The organism is Cellulomonas cellasea (assembly GCF_006538745.1).
GTDB lineage: Bacteria > Actinomycetota > Actinomycetes > Actinomycetales > Cellulomonadaceae > Cellulomonas_A > Cellulomonas_A cellasea.
The window spans coordinates 175,938-197,626 of sequence record NZ_BJLR01000001.1 but is presented as its reverse complement, the minus strand read 5'-3'; the positions used below and the strand labels follow the sequence as shown (position 1 = coordinate 197,626).

The 21,689-nt window shown below is 75.5% G+C and carries 17 protein-coding genes; 13 read left to right on the top strand and 4 right to left on the bottom strand.

Annotated elements, in window-relative coordinates:
- The first annotated feature begins 7 nt into the window (after positions 1-7).
- Positions 8-709, top strand: coding sequence for a thiamine phosphate synthase (gene thiE, locus CCE01nite_RS00825; RefSeq protein WP_141371846.1), 702 nt, complete (start codon positions 8-10; stop codon positions 707-709).
- Positions 710-949: 240 nt separating this feature from the next.
- Complete coding sequence (gene guaA, locus CCE01nite_RS00820) at positions 950-2,542, top strand: glutamine-hydrolyzing GMP synthase (RefSeq protein ID WP_141371869.1); 1,593 nt, start codon at positions 950-952, stop codon at positions 2,540-2,542.
- Between the two features lie 106 nt (positions 2,543-2,648).
- Here the strand turns inward: guaA and CCE01nite_RS00815 are convergent, their stop codons facing one another.
- Both CCE01nite_RS00815 and CCE01nite_RS00810 read right to left on the bottom strand, forming a co-directional pair.
- Complete coding sequence (locus CCE01nite_RS00815) at positions 2,649-4,133, bottom strand: GGDEF domain-containing protein (protein WP_141371845.1); 1,485 nt, start codon at positions 4,131-4,133, stop codon at positions 2,649-2,651.
- Positions 4,134-4,317: 184 nt separating this feature from the next.
- On the bottom strand, positions 4,318-5,892 hold the full coding sequence (locus CCE01nite_RS00810; protein ID WP_141371844.1) for a glycoside hydrolase family 6 protein: 1,575 nt from the start codon (positions 5,890-5,892) through the stop codon (positions 4,318-4,320).
- 348 nt (positions 5,893-6,240) lie between these two features.
- On the opposite strand from CCE01nite_RS00810, the gene CCE01nite_RS00805 reads away from it, so the two are divergent.
- On the top strand, positions 6,241-7,413 hold the full coding sequence (locus CCE01nite_RS00805; protein ID WP_141371843.1) for a glycosyltransferase family 4 protein: 1,173 nt from the start codon (positions 6,241-6,243) through the stop codon (positions 7,411-7,413).
- 221 nt (positions 7,414-7,634) lie between these two features.
- Positions 7,635-8,099, top strand: coding sequence for a hypothetical protein (locus CCE01nite_RS00800; RefSeq protein WP_034629288.1), 465 nt, complete (start codon positions 7,635-7,637; stop codon positions 8,097-8,099).
- A gap of 138 nt (positions 8,100-8,237) precedes the next feature.
- On the opposite strand, the gene CCE01nite_RS00795 is transcribed toward CCE01nite_RS00800, so the two are convergent.
- Positions 8,238-8,666 carry a hypothetical protein gene (locus CCE01nite_RS00795; protein ID WP_034629286.1) on the bottom strand — a complete coding sequence of 143 codons (429 nt, stop codon included), beginning with the start codon at positions 8,664-8,666 and terminating at the stop codon, positions 8,238-8,240.
- Positions 8,663-10,168: a PspC domain-containing protein gene (locus CCE01nite_RS00790; RefSeq protein WP_034629284.1), complete on the bottom strand. Its 1,506-nt coding sequence runs from the start codon at positions 10,166-10,168 to the stop codon at positions 8,663-8,665. Before CCE01nite_RS00790 ends, CCE01nite_RS00795 begins: the two co-directional genes overlap by 4 nt.
- 136 nt (positions 10,169-10,304) lie before the next feature.
- Between CCE01nite_RS00790 and CCE01nite_RS00785 the strand changes: the two genes are divergently transcribed.
- The 9 genes from CCE01nite_RS00785 to CCE01nite_RS00745 all read left to right on the top strand — a co-directional run bounded on the left by CCE01nite_RS00785 (position 10,305) and on the right by CCE01nite_RS00745 (position 21,655).
- Positions 10,305-11,735, top strand: a complete 1,431-nt coding sequence (locus tag CCE01nite_RS00785; RefSeq protein ID WP_371861001.1) for an ATP-binding protein — start codon at positions 10,305-10,307, stop codon at positions 11,733-11,735.
- A complete protein-coding gene (locus tag CCE01nite_RS00780) occupies positions 11,732-12,388 on the top strand; it encodes a LuxR C-terminal-related transcriptional regulator (protein WP_034629283.1) in 657 nt (218 codons plus the stop codon). Before CCE01nite_RS00785 ends, CCE01nite_RS00780 begins: the two co-directional genes overlap by 4 nt.
- A gap of 57 nt (positions 12,389-12,445) precedes the next feature.
- Positions 12,446-12,796 carry a hypothetical protein gene (locus CCE01nite_RS00775; protein WP_034629309.1) on the top strand — a complete coding sequence of 117 codons (351 nt, stop codon included), beginning with the start codon at positions 12,446-12,448 and terminating at the stop codon, positions 12,794-12,796.
- Positions 12,797-12,806: 10 nt separating this feature from the next.
- On the top strand, positions 12,807-13,289 hold the full coding sequence (locus tag CCE01nite_RS00770) for a DUF456 domain-containing protein (RefSeq protein WP_034629280.1): 483 nt from the start codon (positions 12,807-12,809) through the stop codon (positions 13,287-13,289).
- Between the two features lie 89 nt (positions 13,290-13,378).
- Positions 13,379-14,959, top strand: coding sequence for a methyl-accepting chemotaxis protein (locus tag CCE01nite_RS00765; RefSeq protein ID WP_034629278.1), 1,581 nt, complete (start codon positions 13,379-13,381; stop codon positions 14,957-14,959).
- 62 nt (positions 14,960-15,021) lie between these two features.
- Positions 15,022-17,850, top strand: a complete 2,829-nt coding sequence (gene pcrA / locus CCE01nite_RS00760; RefSeq protein ID WP_034629274.1) for a DNA helicase PcrA — start codon at positions 15,022-15,024, stop codon at positions 17,848-17,850.
- A 242-nt stretch (positions 17,851-18,092) separates the two neighbouring features.
- The gene (gene sucC / locus CCE01nite_RS00755) at positions 18,093-19,274 is read left to right on the top strand and encodes an ADP-forming succinate--CoA ligase subunit beta (protein WP_034629271.1); all 1,182 of its coding nucleotides are present in this window, start codon (positions 18,093-18,095) and stop codon (positions 19,272-19,274) included.
- Positions 19,275-19,325: 51 nt separating this feature from the next.
- Entirely contained in the window at positions 19,326-20,231 is a 906-nt protein-coding gene (gene sucD / locus CCE01nite_RS00750; RefSeq protein WP_034629268.1) for a succinate--CoA ligase subunit alpha, read from the top strand.
- Between the two features lie 131 nt (positions 20,232-20,362).
- A complete protein-coding gene (locus tag CCE01nite_RS00745) occupies positions 20,363-21,655 on the top strand; it encodes a cell division protein PerM (protein WP_141371842.1) in 1,293 nt (430 codons plus the stop codon).
- Positions 21,656-21,689: the final 34 nt, after the last annotated feature.

The following is a 21,689-nucleotide window of genomic DNA, read 5'->3' as shown; positions in this document are numbered from 1 at the left end:
GCCCGGCATGTCCGATGTCCAGGCCCGGGTTCGGCTGCGCGCCCGGCTCGCCGACGCCCACGTGTACCTGTGCACCGACGCCCGACGCGAGCGCGGCGACCTCGAGCCGTTCCTGCACGAGGTGCTCGCGGGCGGCGTGGACGTGGTCCAGCTCCGTGACCGCACGCTCGACGTCGCCGACGAGCTCGCCCTCGGGGCGCTCGTGCGGGACGTCGCGCACGAGCACGGCGCGCTGTTCGCGGTCAACGACCGGGCGGACCTGGCCCGGGCGCTGCGCGCGGACGTGCTGCACACCGGCCAGCGGGACCTTCCCGTCGCGGTGGCCCGCGAGGTCGTCGGTCCCGGTGTGCTGCTCGGGCGCTCGTCGGGCGGCGGCGACCAGGCCGCGGGGGCCGACGCCGACCCCGAGGTCGACTACTTCTGCGTCGGGCCGGTGCTCGCGACCCCGACGAAGCCGGGCCGCGAGCCGGTCGGCCTCGGCGCGGTCCGCGCGGTCGCCGACACCGCACCGGCGACGCCGTGGTTCGCGATCGGCGGGGTCGACGAGGCGCTGCTCGACGAGGTCGTCGCCGCCGGGGCGCACCGGGTCGTCGTCGTCCGGGCGCTCACCCACGCGCCGGACCCCCGGGGCGTCGCCGAGCGGCTGCGCGCGAGCCTCGTCGCCGCGCACGCCGCCGCCACGACCACGGCCGCGGCCGACGCCCGGTAGGCACCCGGGCAGCCGCACGTGAAGACGCGTGCGCAGGCACGCGCGGTCGACCGCAGCCGCCCGGGAGCCGTCCGGCGGCGGTCCAGCGGCCGCCCGGCGACGGCCCAGCAGCCGCCCGGCAGCCGACCGGCCACGGCGACGCGAACCCGCGGACCGGCGTCCGGAGCGGGCGGTGCGCCGCCTATCCTTGGCCCCGTGACCTCCGACGAGCAGACCACGCCGCCGCCCGCCGCACCCCCCGTGTCGCCCGCGACCCTCGAGGACGCGCCGACGGAGCACCGCCCCGTCCTCGTGGTCGACTTCGGTGCGCAGTACGCCCAGCTCATCGCCCGCCGCGTGCGCGAGGCGAACGTGTACTCGGAGATCGTCCCGCACACCGCGAGCGTCGAGCAGATCCTCGCGAAGGACCCGGCGGCGATCATCCTCTCGGGCGGCCCGTCGAGCGTCTACGCCACGGGTGCGCCGTTCGTCGACGCGGCGCTGTTCGAGGCCGGCGTCCCGGTGCTCGGCATCTGCTACGGCTTCCAGGCGATGGCGCAGGCGCTCGGCGGGACGGTCGCGCAGACCGGCGCGCGCGAGTACGGCGGGACCGCGGTCGAGGTCGTCGCGGGCGGCACGGTGCTCGCGGGCAGCCCCGACTCCCAGACGGTGTGGATGAGCCACGGCGACGCGGTGCACGCCGCGCCCGAGGGCTTCGTGGTGCTCGCGACGTCCGCCGGCTCGCCGGTCGCGGCGTTCGAGGACACCGACCGCCGGCTCTACGGGATGCAGTGGCACCCCGAGGTCAAGCACTCGGTGCTCGGCCAGCGCGCGCTCGAGAACTTCCTCTACGAGGGTGCGGGCCTCGCGCCCGACTGGAACGCCGGCAACGTCGTCGCCGAGCAGGTCGAGCGCATCCGTGCGCAGGTCGGCGACGCGCGCGTGATCTGCGGGCTCTCCGGCGGCGTCGACTCGTCGGTCGCCGCGGCGCTCGTGCAGAAGGCCGTCGGCGACCAGCTGACCTGCGTGTTCGTCGACCACGGGCTGCTGCGCTCGGGCGAGGCCGAGCAGGTCGAGGAGGACTTCGTCGCGGCGACGGGCGTGCAGCTCAAGGTCGTCGACGCGCGCGAGCGGTTCCTCACGGCGCTCGCGGGCGTCAGCGACCCCGAGACCAAGCGCAAGATCATCGGCCGCGAGTTCATCCGGGTCTTCGAGCAGGCGGCCCGCGAGGTCGTCGCCGACGCCGGCGAGCACGGCACCGAGGTCAAGTTCCTCGTGCAGGGCACTCTGTACCCGGACGTCGTCGAGTCCGGCGGCGGCGAGGGCGCGGCCAACATCAAGAGCCACCACAACGTCGGCGGCCTGCCCGACGACCTGCAGTTCTCGCTCGTCGAGCCGCTGCGCACGCTGTTCAAGGACGAGGTCCGCGCGGTCGGCCTCGAGCTCGGCGTGCCCGAGGGCATCGTGTGGCGCCAGCCGTTCCCGGGCCCCGGCCTCGGCATCCGCATCGTCGGCGAGGTCACCGCCGAGCGGCTCGAGACGCTGCGCGCCGCGGACGCGATCGCGCGCGAGGAGCTCACGCGCGCCGGCCTCGACCGCGAGATCTGGCAGTGCCCGGTCGTGCTGCTCGCGGACGTGCGCTCGGTCGGTGTGCAGGGCGACGGCCGGACCTACGGCCACCCGATCGTGCTGCGTCCGGTCTCGTCCGAGGACGCCATGACCGCCGACTGGACCCGCCTGCCCTACGACGTGCTGCAGGTGATCTCGACGCGCATCACGAACGAGGTCCCCGAGGTCAACCGGGTCGTCCTCGACGTCACGAGCAAGCCGCCGGGCACGATCGAGTGGGAGTGAGCGCCCGCGCCTGACGCGCCGGGCGGTCGGGGGGAGCGAGCGGGCCACCCGGGGCGTCGACGCCACCGGGCTCCGACGTCGGCGTGCTCAGGCGACGCCGGCGTGCTCAGGCCTCGACGCCCGCCCGGTCGCCCGTGCGCTCCGCCCTGCGTTCCCCCGTGCGCCGGCGCTTGTCCTCGTACATGCGCTGGTCGGCCTGCGCGACGGCCTCGGCGGTCGTGCTGCGCACCCCGGCGGGGACGTGGTGGACGCCGATCGACGCGCCCGTGCCGAGCACGAGGTCGCCGAACGGCACCGGGCGGTCGAGGCACGCGCGCAGGCGGGCGACGACGTCACCGGTGTCCGGGCCGCCCTCGTCGACCACGAGGAACTCGTCCCCGCCGAACCGGGCGACGCGCGGCCCGGGCCCCAGGGTCGTGACGAGGCGCTCGGCGACCGCGGTGATCAGGGCGTCGCCCGCGCCGTGCCCGTAGGTGTCGTTGATGTCCTTGAGACCGTCGACGTCGAGGAACAGGACCGTGACCCCCGCGGTCCGGCCGTCCGCGACCCGGTCGAGCGTGCGCTGCAGCTGCTCGAGCCCGGCGCGGCGGTTCTCGAGGCCCGTGAGCTCGTCGTGCGTCGCGAGGTGCGCGAGCGCGCGCTCGGCACGGGCCTGGCGCCGGGCGAGTCCCGCGATGCGGGCCACGACGAGCGGCACGATCAGCGCCGTGCCGACGGTCAGCAGCAGCCAGTCGACGTCGCCCCGGAACGCCTCCTGCACCCCCGCGAGCAGCGGGTTGAGGCCGAGCGCCACGCCGAGCGTCGCGAGCCGGGCGGGGCCCAGCCGGTCGCTCGGCGGCTCGGCGCCCTCGGCCACGCGCGCGTGCGTGGGGTGCACCGCGGCGGCGGCGAGGCAGCTGTAGCCGAGGATCCACAGAGTCGCGACCCACGGTGCGTACAGGCCGGTCGCCGGGTCGGTGGTCAGGACGATCGCCACGTTCCCGACGAGGGTCAGCAGCACCGAGGTGCACACGTAGACCAGCGCCGGGCGGGCGGCGCGGTGCACGAGCGCCGCCCGGAGCACCATGCCCCCGATCCCGCTGACCAGGACGACGAGCAGCAGCGTGTACAGCCGGACGCCCACGGGCGCACCGGTCGCCACGAGCGCCGGGTGCACCAGGACGGTCCACAGCAGGCTCGCGCACGCGAGCCACAGCACCGCGGCCTCGACCAGGCCGCCGCTGTCGCGCCGCGCGAACGGCAGCAGGATGGCGATCGCCGCCGCGAAGAGCAGCAGGTAGCCGATGGGCAGGGTCACGTCGACGACCAGCCCGGGCTCGGCGGGATCGACGTCCTGACCGCTCACGTCGACGACCCACGCGAGGCCGTTCACCGTCAGCACGCCGAGCGCCGCGCACAGCAGCGTCCACGACGCCGCACGCCGGACCCGGTGCCGCGCGAGCAGGACCAGCACGATCGTCAGCGGGATCGCGCTCGCGAGCACGAGCATCGAGGCCCGGAGGACGCCGCTGGACGCGAGGAACGTCGCGGCGATGGCGAGGCCCGTCGCCACGAGCGCGGCGTGCGCCGGGACGCGTCCTCGAGGGTTCACGTCCTGCTCATCGGCCGTCGGATGCCGCGCTGTGACCTGTGCGGCGGATGATTCTGCCGACCCGGCCGCGTCGGGTGCGCGACGTCGGCACCGGCGTGCGTGCAGCCGCTCCCGGGCCCCGAGCGGGAGACGCCGCGTGGGCCCCCGGCGGACTGCCGGGGGCCCACGCGTGCCGTGCGTCCGCTCAGCGCGACGTGCACGCCTGACCGTCGAGGAACGCGAGCGGCGAGACGGCGCCGGACACGCCCGCGCCGGTGTAGCCGAACGTCGCCGTGGCGCCGGGCCGGAGCACCGAGTACGGCTTGGCCGTGACGGTCACGACCGCGCCGTCCTGCGCCCAGCCCGCGCTCCACAGCTTCGTGATCCGCTGGTCACCGCTGAACGCGAACCGCAGCTCCCAGTCGCGCAGGGGCTCGGTGCCGGTGTTCGTCACCCAGACCTGCGACGTGAAGCCGGTCGCCCAGGAGCCGTGCACGGTCGTGCGGACCTGGCACGACGGTGCGTCGACGGGCGGAGCCGCGAGCTCGACGAGCTCCCGGGCCTGCTCGACGAACCAGCCGCCGGCCCGCGGGTCCTCGATGCCGCGCTCGGGGTCGAGCGGGCCGCCCGTGCCGCGGTAGCACTGCCCGTCGGACTCGCCGGGGATCTTGATCCACAGGAAGCCGTCGACGACGTCGTCGTCCGTGTCGAGCGTCGGGCGCACCCCGAGGCCGCGACCCGGCGGGTTGCACCAGACCTCGGCGTCCGTGTACTTGCCCGGGGGAGCGGTCCACGCGCCCTGGCCGTTGCGGCTCGTGTCGATGACCGCGTGCTTCTGCGCCGCGCGGTCGCGCACGAGGCCCGTGTCGGCGAACGCCTGGTCGTACGCGGCGTCGGAGAGGTCCCACGTGCTGATGTCGTCGGGCGTGGCCGGGTAGTACTGGCTCGCGCACCAGGCGGGCTCCCACCACGTCTGCGTCGACAGGGCGATGCAGTCGGACACCCAGCCCGCGTACCGCTGGACCTTGTCGGTCGGCTGGTAGTTCGACGCGTTGAGGAAGAAGCCCTCGGTGCGCTCGACGCCGGCGCGGATCAGCCGGTCGGTCGCGTCGCCCACCCCGAGCCAGCCGTTGTGCGTGCCGTCGAGGTACGCGCGGGTCGCGGGCAGCGCCGCGAGGGCGTCGACGGCGTGGTTGAGCTGTTCGAAGCGGCTCGCCGCGGCGGTCGCCGGGTCGGCCTCGGCGGGCTTGCACCACTCGGCCTCGCCGTTGACGTTCGTGTACCAGGGGATGATCCCCAGGCCGTCGGGCTCGACGACGACGATCGCCTCGCGGTCGCCGATGCCCGCGGCGAACGCGTCGACCCAGGCGTTGTACGACGCCGTGTCGAGCGCGCCGCCCGCGGAGTACTGCGCGCAGTCGCGGTACGGGAGGTTGTACGCGACGAGCACCGGCACGGCGTCCTCGGCGTCGGCCGCGGAGACGTAGGAGTCGACGGCGGCCTGCACCTCGGCGGGGGTGCCGCTCGTGAACCAGCGCGCCGACGGGAAGCTGCCCAGCAGGAGGGCGTCGTCGCGCGCCTGCCCGGTGAGCGTGCCGGCGGCCTGCACGGTCGAGCTGTTCCAGTCGACGAAGAGGCGTTCGTCGTCGTACGGCGCGGCGGTCGCGGCGAACGGGACCGCGACGAGGGCGGTCGCGGCGAGCGCGGTCGTGGTGAGTGCCGCGGCGAGCGCCCGGCGCGGGGCCGGGCGTCGGGCGGGGCGGGATGGAGCTGACGGCATGCGAGGTCCCCTCGGTCCGGACCGGCCGGGCGTCGTTGCCTGGTCGGGCAGGTCCGGTGGTGGCTCGCGCGCGCGGTCGCCACCCGGACCCGCCCGGGCTCGGTCGTGCCGTCACCGTCGCCGAGCGGGGTCCGGCGCGTCAACGAGCGCACGAATGCCGAAACGATTCGGTGAACGCGCTCGTACACGTCCGGGTGGTCCTGCGGGCGCGCGTGGACGGGCCGAGTCGCACGGGGCGGGCGTCCGCCCAGGTCGTGCGCTCGCGCGACCGGCACGCTCCCGGGTCCTTCGGCAGGACGTCCGCCGGGCCGCGTCACGGCCCGCAGGACGGGCGGCTACCCTGTGCCGGTGCGGATCGTCCACGTCTCCGACTGCTACCCGCCCCGGACGGGCGGGATCGAGACGCAGGTCAGCGACCTCGCCCGTCACCAGTCCCTCGCGGGGCACGACGTGCACGTCCTGACGGCCACGCTCGGTGAGGCGGGGGAGCGCGGCGGCGTCGTCGACCTCGACGGCGGCGTCCACGTGCACCGCCTCGGCACCCGGCTCCCGTTCGACCTCCCCGTCAACCCTGTGGGCTCGCGCCTGGTGCACGCCGCGCTGCGGGACGTCGCGCCCGACGTCGTGCACGTGCACGCGGGCGTCCTGTCGCCGTTCGCGTTCGACGGCGCGCGGATCGCGCTCGGCCACGGCCTGCCCACGGCGATCACCTGGCACTGCATGCTCGACGGCACGGTCCCCGCGCTGCGCACCGCCGTGCGCCTGACCGGCTGGCGCACCGCCCGCGCCGCACTGAGCGCCGTGAGCACCGCCGCGGCGAGCCGGGTCCGCGACGCGTTCGGCGCCGAGGTCGGCGTCGTGCCCAACGGGATGGACCTCGACGTGTGGGCGCCGCTCGAGCCCGCGGCCCGCGCGGCCGCCGACGCACGCCCCGGGCCGACGGACGGCGCCGCGGCCCCGGAGCCCGACGGCCCGGTGCGGCTCGTCGCGACCATGCGGCTCGCCCCGCGCAAGCGCGCCGTCCCGCTCGTCGAGCTCGTCGGCGCGGCCGCGCGCCGCCTGCCGCCGGGCCGCCTGCACCTCACGATCATCGGCGACGGGCCGGTGCGCGGGCGTGTCGAGCAGGTCGTCGCCGCCCAGGGGCTGCGCGACGTCGTGACGCTGCGCGGCCGGCTGCCCCGCGAGCAGGTGCGCGCCGCGTACGCCGACGCCGACGTGTTCCTCGCGCCGGCCGAGCTCGAGGCGTTCGGCATCGCCGCGCTCGAGGCCCGCACCGCCGGGCTCGCGGTCGTCGCGCGGCACGGCACCGGGATCGAGGAGTTCGTGGCCGACGGCACGGACGGCCTCCTCGTCGCCGACGACGAGGAGATGACCGAGGCGATCGTGCACCTCGCGCGCGACGAGCGGCTGCTCGCCGGGATCCGCGCGCACAACCGCGCGGTCCGGCCCGCGTTCGGGTGGCCGCGCGTGCTCGACGCGGCCGACGCCGAGTACCGGCGGGCCACCGCGCTGACCCCCTGAGCAGGCTCGTCCGGGGCACTCCCCGCGTCGCCGGCAAACGGACAAAACCCCTGGTCAGGGACGTCTCGACGCATTAGGCACGGTGCCGTGCGTGCATGACCAACGTCCCTGATCGACCGCGTGACGAGGGGCCACTCTTGTCATGTCAGCCCCACGGGGCAGACCGGGACTGGTGCCTACCAGAACCGCATCCGGGGGTAGACGGGAAACGGAGCAGGACAATGAACAACGGGGCCAAGACCGCTCGCATCATCGGTGCCATCACCGCGATCGCAGGGCTCTTCCTCATCATCGCCGGTGGCGTCACCTGGGGCACGGTCTCGGGTCGCCTGGCCGACGAGAAGATCACCGTCGCCGAGGACGCCGCGAGCTTCGCGGGCCAGCCGGTGACCAGCCCCTGGACGGCCTTCGCGGAGGCGGACATCATCGCCCACCACGCGCTCGACGCCACCGAGGGCAAGACGTACGCGGAGCTCGACCGCGAGGACCCGCTGCGCGCCACGGCCATGAACGGCTCGTTCCTCCGCGCCTCGCTCTTCACCTCGGTCGTCGCCTTCGGTGTCGCCGCCCTGGTCATGGGCCTGGGTCTGCTCTTCATCCTCGTCGGCTACGCCGTGTGGGTCCTCGCCGGTCGCTCGGCGGTCACGCCCGGCACCGCGGCGCAGGGCGTCCCGGTCACCGTCTGACGCTCACCGCACACGGCCTCGGGCCGGTCGCGACAGCCCTCCGCTGTCGGGACCGGCCCGAGGCCGTTCGTGCGTGCGACCCCGGGTCCCCCCCGGCGCCCCCGGTGCGTCCGGCGGTGCCGGGGCGGCCCGGGTCGGTCAGCGCGGGCCGCCGCGCCGGCCCTTGAGCAGCGAGCCGACGAGCATCGCCGCACCCGCCACGCCGAGCAGCACGATCAGCGCCAGCTCCACGTCGAGCTCGTAGCCCGCCGAGAGCGCGAGGACGCCGATGCCGACCGCCACGATGACGAGGCCCCAGACGAACGTGCCGACGCGCACGCCGCGCCGCACGGCCGGCTCGCGCTGCGGTTCCGCTTCCGGTGCGGGGGTGTCCGCGGTGGGGGCGGACGGTGCCGGCTCGGGCCGGTCGAACGCGCTCAGCGGGTCCGACGAGGCCACGGGGTAGGCGGCGGTCGCCGTCCCCGGCTCGGTGCGGGACGCCTCCGTGGGGTCGGCGGCCGTCCGCCCGGGAGCCGTGCCGGCCGCGGGGGTCGTCGGGATCTTCTCGGTGGGTCCGTCGGTGCTCATCGTGCCTCCTCGATCGTGATGTCTCCTGCGCCGAGGTTCACGACGAGGGCGAGCTCGGGTGCCGTCCCGTCGACGACCTCGTCGCTGCGGTAGCTGCGCTCGCCGAGGCCCACGCCGCCGGTCTTCTCGAGCGGCTCGTCGACGTGCCAGGTGATGTCGCCCGCGCCGAGCGTCACGTCGGCGACGACCGCGGTGCCCTCGGGCACGAGGACCCGGAGCGAGCCGGCGCCCATGTCGATCGGCACGCGCAGGGTCTCGTCGGTGAGCTCGACGCCCGAGAGGTCGACCGTGCTGTCGCCGAGCCCGAGGTCGTACCCCCGGCTCGCGACCTCACGCTCCGTCACGAGGAAGTCGGTGTCCGCGATCGCGGCGTGCGAGTCGCCGTCCCAGGTCCAGTCGCGCTCGCCGGCCCAGGCCAGCGGCAGCACGACGAGCGTCGTGAGCACCGCGAGCGTGCCGAGACCGCTGCTGCGCCGGCCGCGCAGGCCCGAGACCATCGCCGCGAGGCCGAGCAGGACGATCGCGACCGCGCCGCCCGTGAGCCCGACCGAGCCGGTGAAGTCCCCGGACCTCTCGGCCGCGAGCAGGACCGCGAACGTGAGCAGGACGAGCGCGGCGACGACGCCGAACGTCGTGCTGCCGGGTCCCGGCGTGCTCACGCGGGGTGCGGGCGGCGGGACGGGCGCGTAGCCCTGCGTCGGGTAGGGCTGCGCGGGGTAGGGCTGCGGCGGCTGCGGCTGCCCGTAGTACGGCGCGGTGGGGGAGGGCGGGGCGGCCGGGTACGCGGCCGTGGGGTACGCGGACGTCGGGTAGGGGGCGGACGCGGCCGGCTCGGACGTCTTGGTCATCCGCACCGGGCCGTACGACGTGGTCTCCGTCGCGGCGGCGGACGGGCCGGACGCCGGGGTGCCGGTCTCGGTCGTGCCGGGCGCCGGGGGAGCCGGGATGCCCGGGTACGGGCCGTACGGCGGCGGTGTCCGGCGGTTGCCCGCGGCCTTGACGACGAGGACGACGGCGACGACGACCGCCGCGACCCACAGGAGCCCGTTGAGCCAGCCGAAGTCCGTGCCGCCCCACCAGCCGAACCAGTGGTCGTTGCGGTTGAGGCCCACGACGAGCAGCGCGACCGCACCGAGCAGCGCGGCGTCGAAGCGCCCGCGGATCGTCTCCTCGAGGTGGATGCGCCCGTCCTTCTGCTCCGGCAGGAGCGCCCAGCCGATCCCGTACAGGACCATCCCGAGGCCGCCGAGCAGCACGCTCGCGCCGAGGATGCCCCGCACGAGCAGCGGGTCCACCCCGAGCCGCAGCGCGATGCCGCCCGCGACGCCGCCGATCCAGCGCTCGTCGCTGCGGACGAGCCCCGAGCGGCGCACGGACGCGAAGAACGCGCTGTCGCCGGGCGGGGCGGGCGGCGGCGGGGTCGCCGGGGAGGGGTACGACGAGGGCGCCGGTCCGGGCTCCGAGGGGCGGGGCTCCGCCGGGTCGGGGGTCTGCGTGTCCATGGGTCGATCGTGGCCCGGCGCCCTGCCCGCGGGCATCGGGGGGAGCCCCTGACACGACCCTGATTCGCGCTCGCGGCGCCCCTGATCCTGGCCCGGACGGGGCCTCAGGGGCGTCCGGGCGTGTGACGATCAGGGGGTGAGCCCCACACTCCCCCCGGACGGCCGCCTCCCGGCGCCCGGCGTGCCCCGCGGCGCGCCCGGTGCCGGCGTCGTGCGCCTGCCGCTGCGCCGACCGCCCCACGGCCGGCGGCTCGGCGGCGTCGCGCTCGGGGTCGCCGCGCACCTCGACCTGCGCCCGACGCACGCGCGGCTCGCGTTCGTCGGCCTCGCGCTCGTCGGGCTCGGGATCCCCCTGTACCTGTTCCTGTGGCTCACGGTCCCCACGGGCGACCCGGCGGCCGCGGCCGGGGAGGCACGGCCCGCGACGCTGACCCGGCTCGCGCAGCGCCAGCTCGGCCCCGAGGGTGCGGCGGCGCGCTGGCCCGTGACCGACATCGCGGTCGCGATCGTGCTGCTGGTCGGCGCGGGTGCGCTCATCGCGACGCGGCAGGGCGCGGAGCTCGGCATGACGTGGGTCGTGCCGTCGATCATCCTGCTCGCGGGCGCGGGGCTCGTGTGGAGCCAGCTCGACGCGGTGCAGCGCGGCCGGTGGCGCGAGCGCGCGGGCGGCGGCCGCACCCCGGTGAGCGTCCTGCGGCTCGTCGGCGGCCTCGTGCTGACCGGCGTCGGGATCCTGCTGCTCGTCGCGCAGGAGCTCGCGCCCGGTGCGCTCGTCCAGTCGACGATCGCCGCGGCCGCGGTGCTCGCCGGGGTCGCGCTCGTCATCGCGCCCTGGTGGCTGCGGCTCGTGCGCGAGCTCGGGGACGAGCGGGCAGCGCGTGCCCGGGAGTCGGAGCGCGCCGACATCGCCGCCCACCTGCACGACTCCGTCCTGCAGACCCTCGCGCTCATCCGGGCGCGCGCCGACGACCCCGCGGAGGTCGCCCGCATGGCGCGCGCCCAGGAGCGGGAGCTGCGCGAGTGGCTGTACGACGACCGCCCCGCGCCGGGCACGTCGGTCGCGGCGGCGCTGCGCGCGATCGTCGCCGAGGTCGAGGACGGCCGCTCGGGACCCGGCGGCGAGGTCGTGACGATCGACACCGTGGTCGTGGGCGACCGCGTGCCCGACGCGGCGACCGAGGCGCTGCTCCAGGCGACGCGCGAGGCGCTCGTCAACGCCGTGGTGCACGGCCGCCCGCCCGTCTCGCTCTACCTTGAGGTCCGGCCCGACGTGGTCGAGGTCTTCGTGCGCGACCGCGGCGAGGGCTTCGACCTCGACTCGATCCCGCCCGACCGGTTCGGGGTGCGCGAGTCGATCCTCGGCCGCGTGCGCCGGCGGGGCGGGACCGCGACGGTCCGCTCCAAGGACGGCACCGAGGTCCACCTCTGCGTCCCGGTCGACGGCTCGGCGGACGAGCCCCCCGCCCCGCACGCCGCGGCCCCCGCACCCGTCCCGCACGCCGGGCCCGCCGCCGGCCCACCCGCCGCGCACGGCGCGCCGGGAACCACCAGAGAGGCATCCGTATGAGCGCACCGGTCGACGTGGTCCTGGTCGACGACCACCTCATGTTCCGCACGGGGGTCAAGGCCTCGCTCGACGACCGCGTGCGCGTCGTCGGCGAGGCCGCGTCGGTCGACGAGGCGGTCCGGGTCGTGCGCGAGCTGCGCCCGCCCGTCGTGCTGCTCGACGTGCACCTGCCCGGGGGGGACGGGGGCGGCGGCGCCGAGGTCATCCGCACGTGCACGGACCTGCTCGGGGAGACCCGCTTCCTCGCGCTGTCGGTCTCGGACGCCTCCGAGGACGTCGTCGCGGTGATCCGTGCGGGCGCCCGGGGGTACGTGACCAAGGCGATCTCGGGCGCCGACCTCGCGGACGCCGTGCAGCGCGTCGCGGGCGGCGACGCGGTCTTCTCGCCGCGGCTCGCGGGCTTCGTGCTCGACGCGTTCGGGACCGCCGCGGGGGACGTCGCGATCGGCGACGACGAGCTCGACCGGCTCTCGGCGCGCGAGCGCGAGGTCATGCGGCTCATCGCGCGCGGCTACTCCTACCGCGAGGTCGCGAGCGAGCTGTTCATCTCGATCAAGACGGTCGAGACGCACGTCTCGGCGGTGCTGCGCAAGCTCCAGCTGTCCTCGCGGCACGAGCTCACGCGCTGGGCCGCCGCCCGCCGCCTGCTCTGACGGTGCGGCCACCGGCCCGTCCGCCGCACGCGCGCGGCACCGCCTAGGGTGTGGCGCATGACCACCCTGTACTACGTCCTGCTCGTGCTGCACCTCGTCGGTTGGGCCATCGTGCTCGGCGGCGTCCTGGCGACGATGCGTGACCGCGTGCTGCCTCGGGGCGCGCTGCACGGCATCCTCACGGCGCTCGTGACCGGGGTGCTGATGGTCGGCCTCGCGTCCTCGGGCGCCGCGGACGTCGGCGAGCCGGACAACACGAAGATCGCGGTCAAGCTGCTGGTGGCGGTCGTCGTCACGGCGCTCGTCGTGCAGGGTGTGCGCAAGCCCGCGAAGGTCACGAACGGGCTGCTCGGCGCCATCGCGGGCCTCACCGCGCTGAACGTCGGGATCGCCGTGCTGTGGCGCTGAGGGTCCGCGCGTGAACCCGGTCGGTGAGGTCCTCGTCGGGGTGGTCATCGCGGTCGGCCTCGTCGGCGTCGTCGTGCAGGTGCTGCCCGGGAGCCTGATCATCCTCGGCGCCGTGCTCGTGTGGGCGGGCGAGACCGGCGGCGCGCTCGCGTGGGTCACGTTCGCCGTCGGCGTGCTCGCGATCGCGGCGGCGTCGGTCGGCAAGTACCTGCTCGCGGGCCGGCACCTCAAGGTCGCCGGGGTCCGCAACGCGACGCTCGTGTGGGGCGGGGTGCTCGGGGTGATCGGCTTCTTCGTCGTCCCCGTCGTCGGCCTCCCGCTCGGCTTCGTGCTCGGGGTCTACGCCGCCGAGCGCGTCCGCCGCCGGGAGCACCGCGCGGCGTGGACCGCGACGGTCGCGGCGCTCAAGGCCACGGGCATCACGCTGCTCGTCGAGCTCGCCGGGGCGCTCGTCGCCGCCGGGGCGTGGGCGGTCGCGGTCGCCGTCACCTGAGGGGGTGACATCGGGCCGGGCGGCTCACGCCGGGCCCGCACCGGGCGATAGGGCGTCGACATCCCGCCCCGACGTCGTGGAGCACCCTCATGAGCCGACTCGCCTCGCTGTCCATCCGCGGGCGCCTCCTGGCGCTGGTCGTCGTGACGGCGCTCGGTCTCGTCGCCGTCGTGACGCTCGCCGTCGGGCAGGCCGAGGGGCGGATCCTCGAGGAGCGCCAGGCCGCGACCCGGGCCGTCGTCGAGACGGCCGTCGGGATCGTCGCCGTGTACGGCGAGCGCGCCGCGGCCGGGGACCTCACCGAGGCCGAGGCGCAGGAGCTCGCGATCGCCGCGGTGCGCGAGCTGCGGTACTCCGGCGAGGAGTACTTCTGGATCAACGACATGACCCCCGCGATGGTCATGCACCCGATGAAGCCCGAGCTCGACGGGACCGACCTCACCGAGAACGCCGACCCCGACGGCAAGCACCTGTTCGTCGAGATGGTCGAGGTCGTCGAGGCGGACGGCGCGGGGATCGTCGCGTACCAGTGGCCCAAGCCGGGCGCCGAGGACCCGCAGCCCAAGATCTCCTACGTCGCGGGCTACGAGCCCTGGGGCTGGGTCGTCGGCTCGGGCGTGTACGTCGACGACGTGCGGGGCGCGGCCGTGGCGGACGCCCGGGGGCTCGTCGTCGGGTCCGCGCTGGTGCTCGCGCTGGTCGTGGGCCTGAGCCTGCTCGTCGCGCGCAGCATCGTGCGCCCGATCGGTGTCGCCGCGGACGTGCTCGCGAGCGGCGACCTCGGGGCCCGCCTCGACGCCGGGCGCGGCACGACCGAGCTCGACCGGCTCGCCGCCGCGCTCAACGCGACGCTCGACCGCACCGCGGCGGTCGCGGCGAGCGTGAACGACGTCGCGCGGGACGTGCGCGCCGCCGCCGGCCGGCTCGCCGAGACGAGCGACGCGATGGGGACGGTCGTCGAGGGGTCCGCGCAGCGCACCGCCGAGGCCAGCACCGCCGCGCACGAGGTCAGCGGGGGCATCGACGCGGTCGCGTCGGGGACGACGCAGATGGGGGCGTCGATCGCCGAGATCGCGTCCAACGCGAACGCCGTCGCGAAGATCGCGGGCGAGGCCGTCGAGGTCGCCGAGCGGACCAACCGCACGGTCGCGCAGCTCGGGGAGTCCTCGGCGCAGATCGGCAGCGTGGTCAAGGTCATCACCGCGATCGCCGAGCAGACCAACCTGCTCGCGCTCAACGCGACCATCGAGGCGGCGCGTGCGGGGGAGGCCGGCAAGGGCTTCGCCGTCGTCGCCGGCGAGGTCAAGGAGCTCGCCCAGGAGACCGCGCGTGCGACCGGCGACATCTCGGCACGCGTCGACGGCATCCAGGCCGCGGTCGACCAGGCCGCCGCGGAGATCGCCCAGATCGCGCAGATCATCGACCGGATCCACGACTACCAGGGCACGATCGCGGGCTCCGTCGAGGAGCAGACCGCGACCACGAGCGCGATGGCGCACGCGGTCGCCGAGGTCGCGACGAGCGGGCGCGGCATGGTCGCGACGCTCGGCGACGTGCAGGCGGCCACCGCGCGCACCACGAGCGACCTCGACGGCATCCGGGACGCGGCGCACGAGCTCGAGGCGACGAGCCGGCGGCTGCAGGAGTCGGTGGGGGTGCTGCAGGGCTGAGCGGTGCCCGCTGGCGGGGCGTGTACCGGGGTGTCGGTGGCGTTGCCTAGGCTGGTGGTGCCATGACGTCGCTCTTCGAGAACCTCCCGCTGCCCGGCTTCGGCGCAGCCGACCTCCCGCGCCCGACGACCGCCGCAGCCCAGCGCGGACCGGGGGCGGGGCGCCCCGCCGACGCCGCCTCGGGCGTGCCGGGCGCGCGCGGGCGCGCGTTCACCCAGGCGACGCTCGACGTGCCGGACGACGCGTCGCTGCCCGCGGCCACGCCGGCGCGCACCCACGACGCGGCGGACGACGTGCCCGACGGCCGCGTGCACGCCTCTCCGGCCGAGGACCGGCACGCGGACGACGAGCACGCGCACGGCTCGCGCCGTTCCCGCGTCGAGCCGGACGCGCTGCTCGAGGGGCTCAACCCGGAGCAGCGCGAGGCCGTGCTGCACCGCGGCAGCCCGCTGCTCATCGTCGCGGGGGCCGGCTCGGGCAAGACGCGCGTCCTCACGCACCGCATCGCGCACCTGCTCGCGACCCGGCAGGCGCGCCCGGGGGAGATCCTCGCGATCACCTTCACGAACAAGGCCGCCGCCGAGATGCGCGAGCGCGTCGAGGCGATCGTCGGCCCGCAGGCCCGGATGATGTGGGTCTCGACGTTCCACTCGGCGTGCGTGCGCATCCTGCGCAAGGAGGCCGCGACGCTCGGGCTGCGGTCGACCTTCTCGATCTACGACTCGGCGGACTCCCAGCGCCTCCTGACGATGGTCGCGCGCGAGCTCGACCTCGACTCCAAGAAGTACCCGCCCAAGGCGCTCGGGTCCAAGATCTCGGCGCTCAAGGACGAGCTCGTCGACCCCGAGACGTTCGCCGCGACGGTCCCGAGCGACGCGGGCTCGTTCGACGCCGTGCTGGCGCAGGTCTACCAGCGCTATCAGACCCGGCTGCGCCAGGCCCACGCGCTCGACTTCGACGACCTCATCATGACGACCGTCAACCTGCTGCAGGCGTTCCCGGCCGTCGCGGAGCACTACCGCCGGCGGTTCCGGCACGTCCTGGTCGACGAGTACCAGGACACCAACCACGCGCAGTACACGCTCGTGCGCGAGCTGGCGGGCGTCGGTGCCGCGGTGCGCGCAGCGGCGGCGGACGGTGCCGCTGCGGGCGGGTCGGCCCAGGGTGGTGCGGGCGACGGCGGTCCGGGGGAGGCCGGGCGCGACGAGCTGCGCGGCGAGCTCACGGTCGTCGGCGACGCGGACCAGTCGATCTACGCGTTCCGCGGCGCGACGATCCGCAACATCCTCGAGTTCGAGGCCGACTACCCGGACGCGCGCACGATCCTGCTCGAGCAGAACTACCGCTCGACCCAGACGATCCTGTCCGCCGCGAACGCCGTGATCAGCCGCAACCCGGGCCGGGGGCCCAAGCGGCTGTGGACCGACTCGGGCGCGGGCGCGCAGATCGTCGCGTACGTCGCGGACAACGAGCACGAGGAGGCGCGGTTCGTCGCCGAGGAGATCGACCGCCTCGGGGACTCCGCGGGTGTGCGCCCCGGGGACGTCGCGGTGTTCTACCGCGCGAACGCCCAGTCCCGCGCGCTCGAGGAGGTGCTGATCCGCGTCGGCCTGCCGTACAAGGTCGTCGGCGGCACGCGCTTCTACGAGCGCCGCGAGGTCAAGGACGCGGTCGCCTACCTGCGCGCGCTCGCGAACCCGGACGACGACGTCAACGTCCGCCGCATCCTCAACGTCCCGAAGCGCGGGCTCGGCGACCGCTCGGAGGCGATGGTCAGCGCGTACGCCGAGCGGGAGCGGATCTCGTTCGGCGCGGCGCTCGAGCGGCTCGACGAGGTCCCCGGCCTCGGCACACGGGCCGTCACGGGCCTGCGCGGCTTCGCGACGATGATGGCCGAGCTGCGGGCGCTCGTGGACTCGGGCGCCGGGCCGGCCGAGGTGCTGGGGGCGGTGCTCGACCGGTCGGGGCTGCTCGCGGAGCTGCGGGCCAGCGAGGACCCGCAGGACGCCTCGCGCGTCGAGAACCTCTCCGAGCTCCACGCGGTCGCGTCCGAGTTCGAGGAGTCGGAGCCCGAGGGCGGGCTCGCGGACTTCCTCGAGCGCGTGTCGCTCGTGGCGGACTCCGACCAGATCCCGGGCGGCGGCGAGGGCGGCGCGGACCAGGGCGTCGTGACGCTCATGACGCTGCACACCGCGAAGGGCCTGGAGTTCCCGGTCGTGTTCCTCACGGGCATGGAGGACGGGACGTTCCCGCACATGCGCTCGCTCGCCGACACCGACCAGCTCGCCGAGGAGCGCCGGCTCGCGTACGTCGGCCTGACCCGCGCGCGGGAGCGGCTGTACATCTCGCGCGCCGCGGTGCGCACCGCGTGGGGCGTGCCGAACGAGTTCCCGGCGAGCCGGTTCCTCGACGACCTGCCGGAGGACCTCGTCGACTGGCGCCGGCGCGAGTCGAGCATGGACGTGCTGCGGCGCCCGGGACCCGGGTCCGGGTACGGGTCGGGCAGCTACGGGTCCGGGGGCTTCGGCTCGGGCGGCTCGCGGTCGAGCGGGTCGGGCGGGTACTACGGCTCCGGCGGCGGCACGCGGTCCGACGCGGGCTCGCGCGGCGCAGCGGGCTCGCGTGCGCGCTCGACCCCGTCGGGCAGTGCGGGCGGGGCCGGCACGGCCGGTGCAGGGGCGGACGGACCGAAGTTCGGGTCCGCGACGCCGCGGCCGGACGGCGCGGTGCCGAGTCTCGCGCTCGGCGACAAGGTCACGCACGACGCCTACGGCATGGGCACGGTCATCGCGCTCGAGGGCTCGGGGCCGAACGCCGTCGCGAAGGTCGACTTCGGCAGCGAGGGCACCAAGCGGCTGCTGCTGCGGTTCTCCCCGGTCACCAAGCTCTGACGGCTGCGTCCCTGCCACGTCCGTCGGTCCCGCGCACGCCGGGCCGTGGGACCGGGCGATGCCGGGCGCCGAGCGGGCAGCGAGCCGAGAGGCGGAGACGGCCGGACTCCGGGGTGGACCGGCTCGGTGTGGCCCAGGCGACATCTCTCGATGTGAAGATACTTGCGATCCACGGCTACGATCGACGGGGCGCTGCGGCCAGACGAGGTCGCGATCGTGGGTCGACGGAAGGACCAAGCCAGGTGGACCTGTTCGAGTACCAGGCACGTGACATCTTCGAGAAGCACGGCGTTCCCGTGCTCGGCGGCGTGGTCGCCACGACCCCCGAGGAGGCCCGCGCGGGCGCCGAGCAGCTGCTCGGCGGCCGGCCCGGCGTCGTCGTGGTCAAGGCGCAGGTCAAGACGGGTGGCCGCGGCAAGGCCGGCGGCGTCAAGCTCGCCCGCTCGGCCGACGAGGCCGCGCAGCACGCCGAGGCGATCCTCGGCATGGACATCAAGGGCCACACGGTCCACCGCGTGATGATCGCCGCGGGCGCCAAGATCGCCAAGGAGTACTACTTCTCGGTGCTGCTCGACCGGGCCGAGCGCCGGTACCTCGCGATGGCGAGCGTCGAGGGCGGCATGGAGATCGAGCAGCTCGCCGTCGAGCGCCCCGAGGCCCTCGCGAAGGTCGCGGTCGACCCGCGCACCGGCATCGACGCGGCCAAGGCCGACGAGATCGTCCGGGCCGCCGGCTTCGACGCCGACGTCGCCCCCAAGGTCGCCGCGGTGCTGCAGAAGCTCTGGGACGTCTACGAGAACGAGGACGCCACGCTCGTCGAGGTCAACCCGCTGGTCCTCACGGAGGACGGCGAGATCGTCGCGCTCGACGGCAAGGTGACGCTCGACGGCAACGCCGCGTTCCGCCACCCGGACCACGCCGCGCTCGAGGACGCCGAGGCCGCCGACCCGCTCGAGGCCGCCGCCAAGGCGAAGGACCTCAACTACGTCAAGCTCGACGGCCAGGTCGGCATCATCGGCAACGGCGCGGGGCTCGTCATGAGCACGCTCGACGTCGTCGCCTACGCCGGCGAGGCGCACGGCGGGGTCAAGCCCGCCAACTTCCTCGACATCGGGGGCGGCGCGTCGGCCGAGGTCATGGCCGCCGGTCTCGACATCATCCTCTCGGACCCGCAGGTCAAGGCCGTGTTCGTCAACGTCTTCGGCGGCATCACGGCGTGCGACGCGGTCGCCAACGGCATCGTCGCGGCGCTCGAGATCCTCGGCGACCACGCGACCAAGCCGCTCGTGGTGCGCCTCGACGGCAACAACGTGCTCGAGGGCCGGCGGATCCTCGCCGAGGCGGGCCACCCGCTCGTCACGCTCGCCGAGACCATGGACGGCGGCGCGGACAAGGCCGCCGAGCTGGCGCACGCCGCCGCCTGAGCCCGGCCGCCCCTCACCCACGCAGACGCGAGAGACGAGAGAACAGCAGACATGGCGATCTTCCTGACCGAGGCATCCAAGGTCATCGTCCAGGGCATGACCGGCTCCGAGGGCCAGAAGCACACGACGCGCATGCTCGCGAGCGGCACGACGGTCGTCGGCGGCGTGAACCCGCGCAAGGCCGGCACCTCCGTCGAGTTCCCGACCGGCTCGGGCGCGCACGCCGCGTCGGTGTCGGTGTCGGTGCCGGTGTTCGGCTCGGTGGCCGAGGCCGTCGCGCAGACCGGTGCCGACGTGTCGGTCATCTTCGTGCCGCCGGCCCACACCAAGGCCGCGGTCGTCGAGGCCGTCGACGCGGGCGTCCCGCTCGTCGTCATCATCACCGAGGGCGTCCCGGTCGACGACACCGCCGAGTTCTTCGCGTACGCGCAGGACAAGGGCGTCCGCCTGATCGGCCCCAACTGCCCCGGCCTGATCAGCCCCGGGAAGTCGAACGTCGGCATCATCCCGGCGGACATCACGGGCCCCGGCAAGGTCGGCCTCGTGTCGAAGTCGGGCACGCTGACCTACCAGATGATGTACGAGCTGCGGGACTTCGGGTTCTCCACGGCCATCGGCATCGGCGGCGACCCGATCATCGGCACGACGCACATCGACGCGCTCGAGGCGTTCGAGGCGGACCCCGACACCGAGCTCATCGTGCTCATCGGCGAGATCGGCGGCGACGCCGAGGAGCGCGCGGCGGCCTACATCCAGGAGCACGTGACGAAGCCGGTCGTGGGCTACGTCGCGGGCTTCACGGCGCCCGAGGGCAAGACGATGGGCCACGCCGGCGCCATCGTCTCCGGCTCCGCGGGCACCGCGCAGGCGAAGAAGGAGGCCCTCGAGGCCGCCGGGGTCAAGGTCGGCAAGACCCCGAGCGAGACGGCGGCGCTCGCGCGCGAGCTGCTGTCCTGACCCGCACCTGACCGCACCCGACGGCGCCGTGCCCCCGCGAGGGGCGCGGCGCCGTCCGTGTGTCGTGCGACATTCCCGGCACGCCGCACCGCCTCGCGCGCTGCGGGCCTCCCGGCAGCGACGATGGACCCGTGAGCACCCCCAGCGGAACCGAGCGACTCCAGCGCGTGCGTCGTCAGCTGCTCACGACCGACGACGGCGCGTCCCGGTTCGGCGACGGCGAGGGTGCGGCCCGGTGGGTCGCGGGCCTGCTCGCGGGGCTCCAGGGCGCGGTCCTGTCGCTCCTGGTGGTCGTGCTGCCGGCGGTCGCCGCGTACGTCGTGACGTCGGCGGACCCGTCGAACGCCGAGGTCCCGTGGACCCGCTCGCTCGAGCTCGGGACCGGGCTCTGGCTGCTCGCGCACGGGGTCCCGCTCGCGGTCGGCTCCGACGTCGTGACCCTCGTGCCGCTCGGCCTCACGCTGCTCGCGCTGTACACGTGCCACGCCTCGGCCCGGCGCTCCGGCTACCCGACGTCGCTCGCGCTGTCCGCCGGGGTCGGCGGGTACGTCGCGGTCGCGGTCGTCCTCTCGCTGCTCGTGCGCGCGTCGGTCGGTCACGTGGTGCTCGCGGCCTCCGGCGCGCTCGTCGTCTCCGGGCTGGGGCTCGCGACCGGGCTGGCGCGCCGCCCCGAGGCACCCCCGTTGCGCGGCCTGACCCGGCCCCTGTGGTCGCGCGTCCCTGCGCCGGTGCGCGCCGGGGTGCCCGCGGGGGTGCTCGCGGTCGCGCTCGTGCTCGCCGTCGCGTCGCTCGTCACGGTCCTGTGGGTGCTCGCCGGGCGCGCGACGATCGTCGACGTGATCGAGGCGCTCGACCTCGACGCGGTCGGCGGGGGGGTGCTCGCGCTCGCGGAGCTCGCGTTCCTGCCGAACCTCGTCGTGTGGGCGTCCGCGTGGCTGGCCGGGCCGGGGTTCCACGTCGGGACGGGCACGACGTTCACGACGGCCGAGGTGGTGCCGGGCCCGATCCCCGCGCTGCCGGTGCTCGGGGCGCTGCCGCAGCCCGACATGGCCGGGGGGCCGCTCGTCGCGGCGCCCGTGCTGCTCGTGCTCGCGGGCTGCGTCGCCGGCTGGTGGCTGCACCGTCGGACGGTCCCGGACCGCGCGCGGGACATGGTCGTGGCGGGCGTGACCGCGGGGCTGGCTGCCGGGGCGTGCGCCGCGGGGCTCGTGTCGCTCGCGAGCGGGGCCGTCGGCCCCGGGAGGATGGCCGAGGTCGGGGCGTCCTGGGCGCCGGTCGGCGGGCTCGTCGCGCTCGGGGTCGCGCTCGGTGCGCTGCTCGTCGCGCTCCCGGCGGAGCCGCTCGTGCGCGACGCGGTGCGGAACTTTCGGCGGAGGTCGGGCGGGGGGACGCGCCCGGAGGGTGAGCGCAGGCCCGAGGGCTGACAGGGAGCGAGCCCCTGCACGCCTGCGGGCTGGG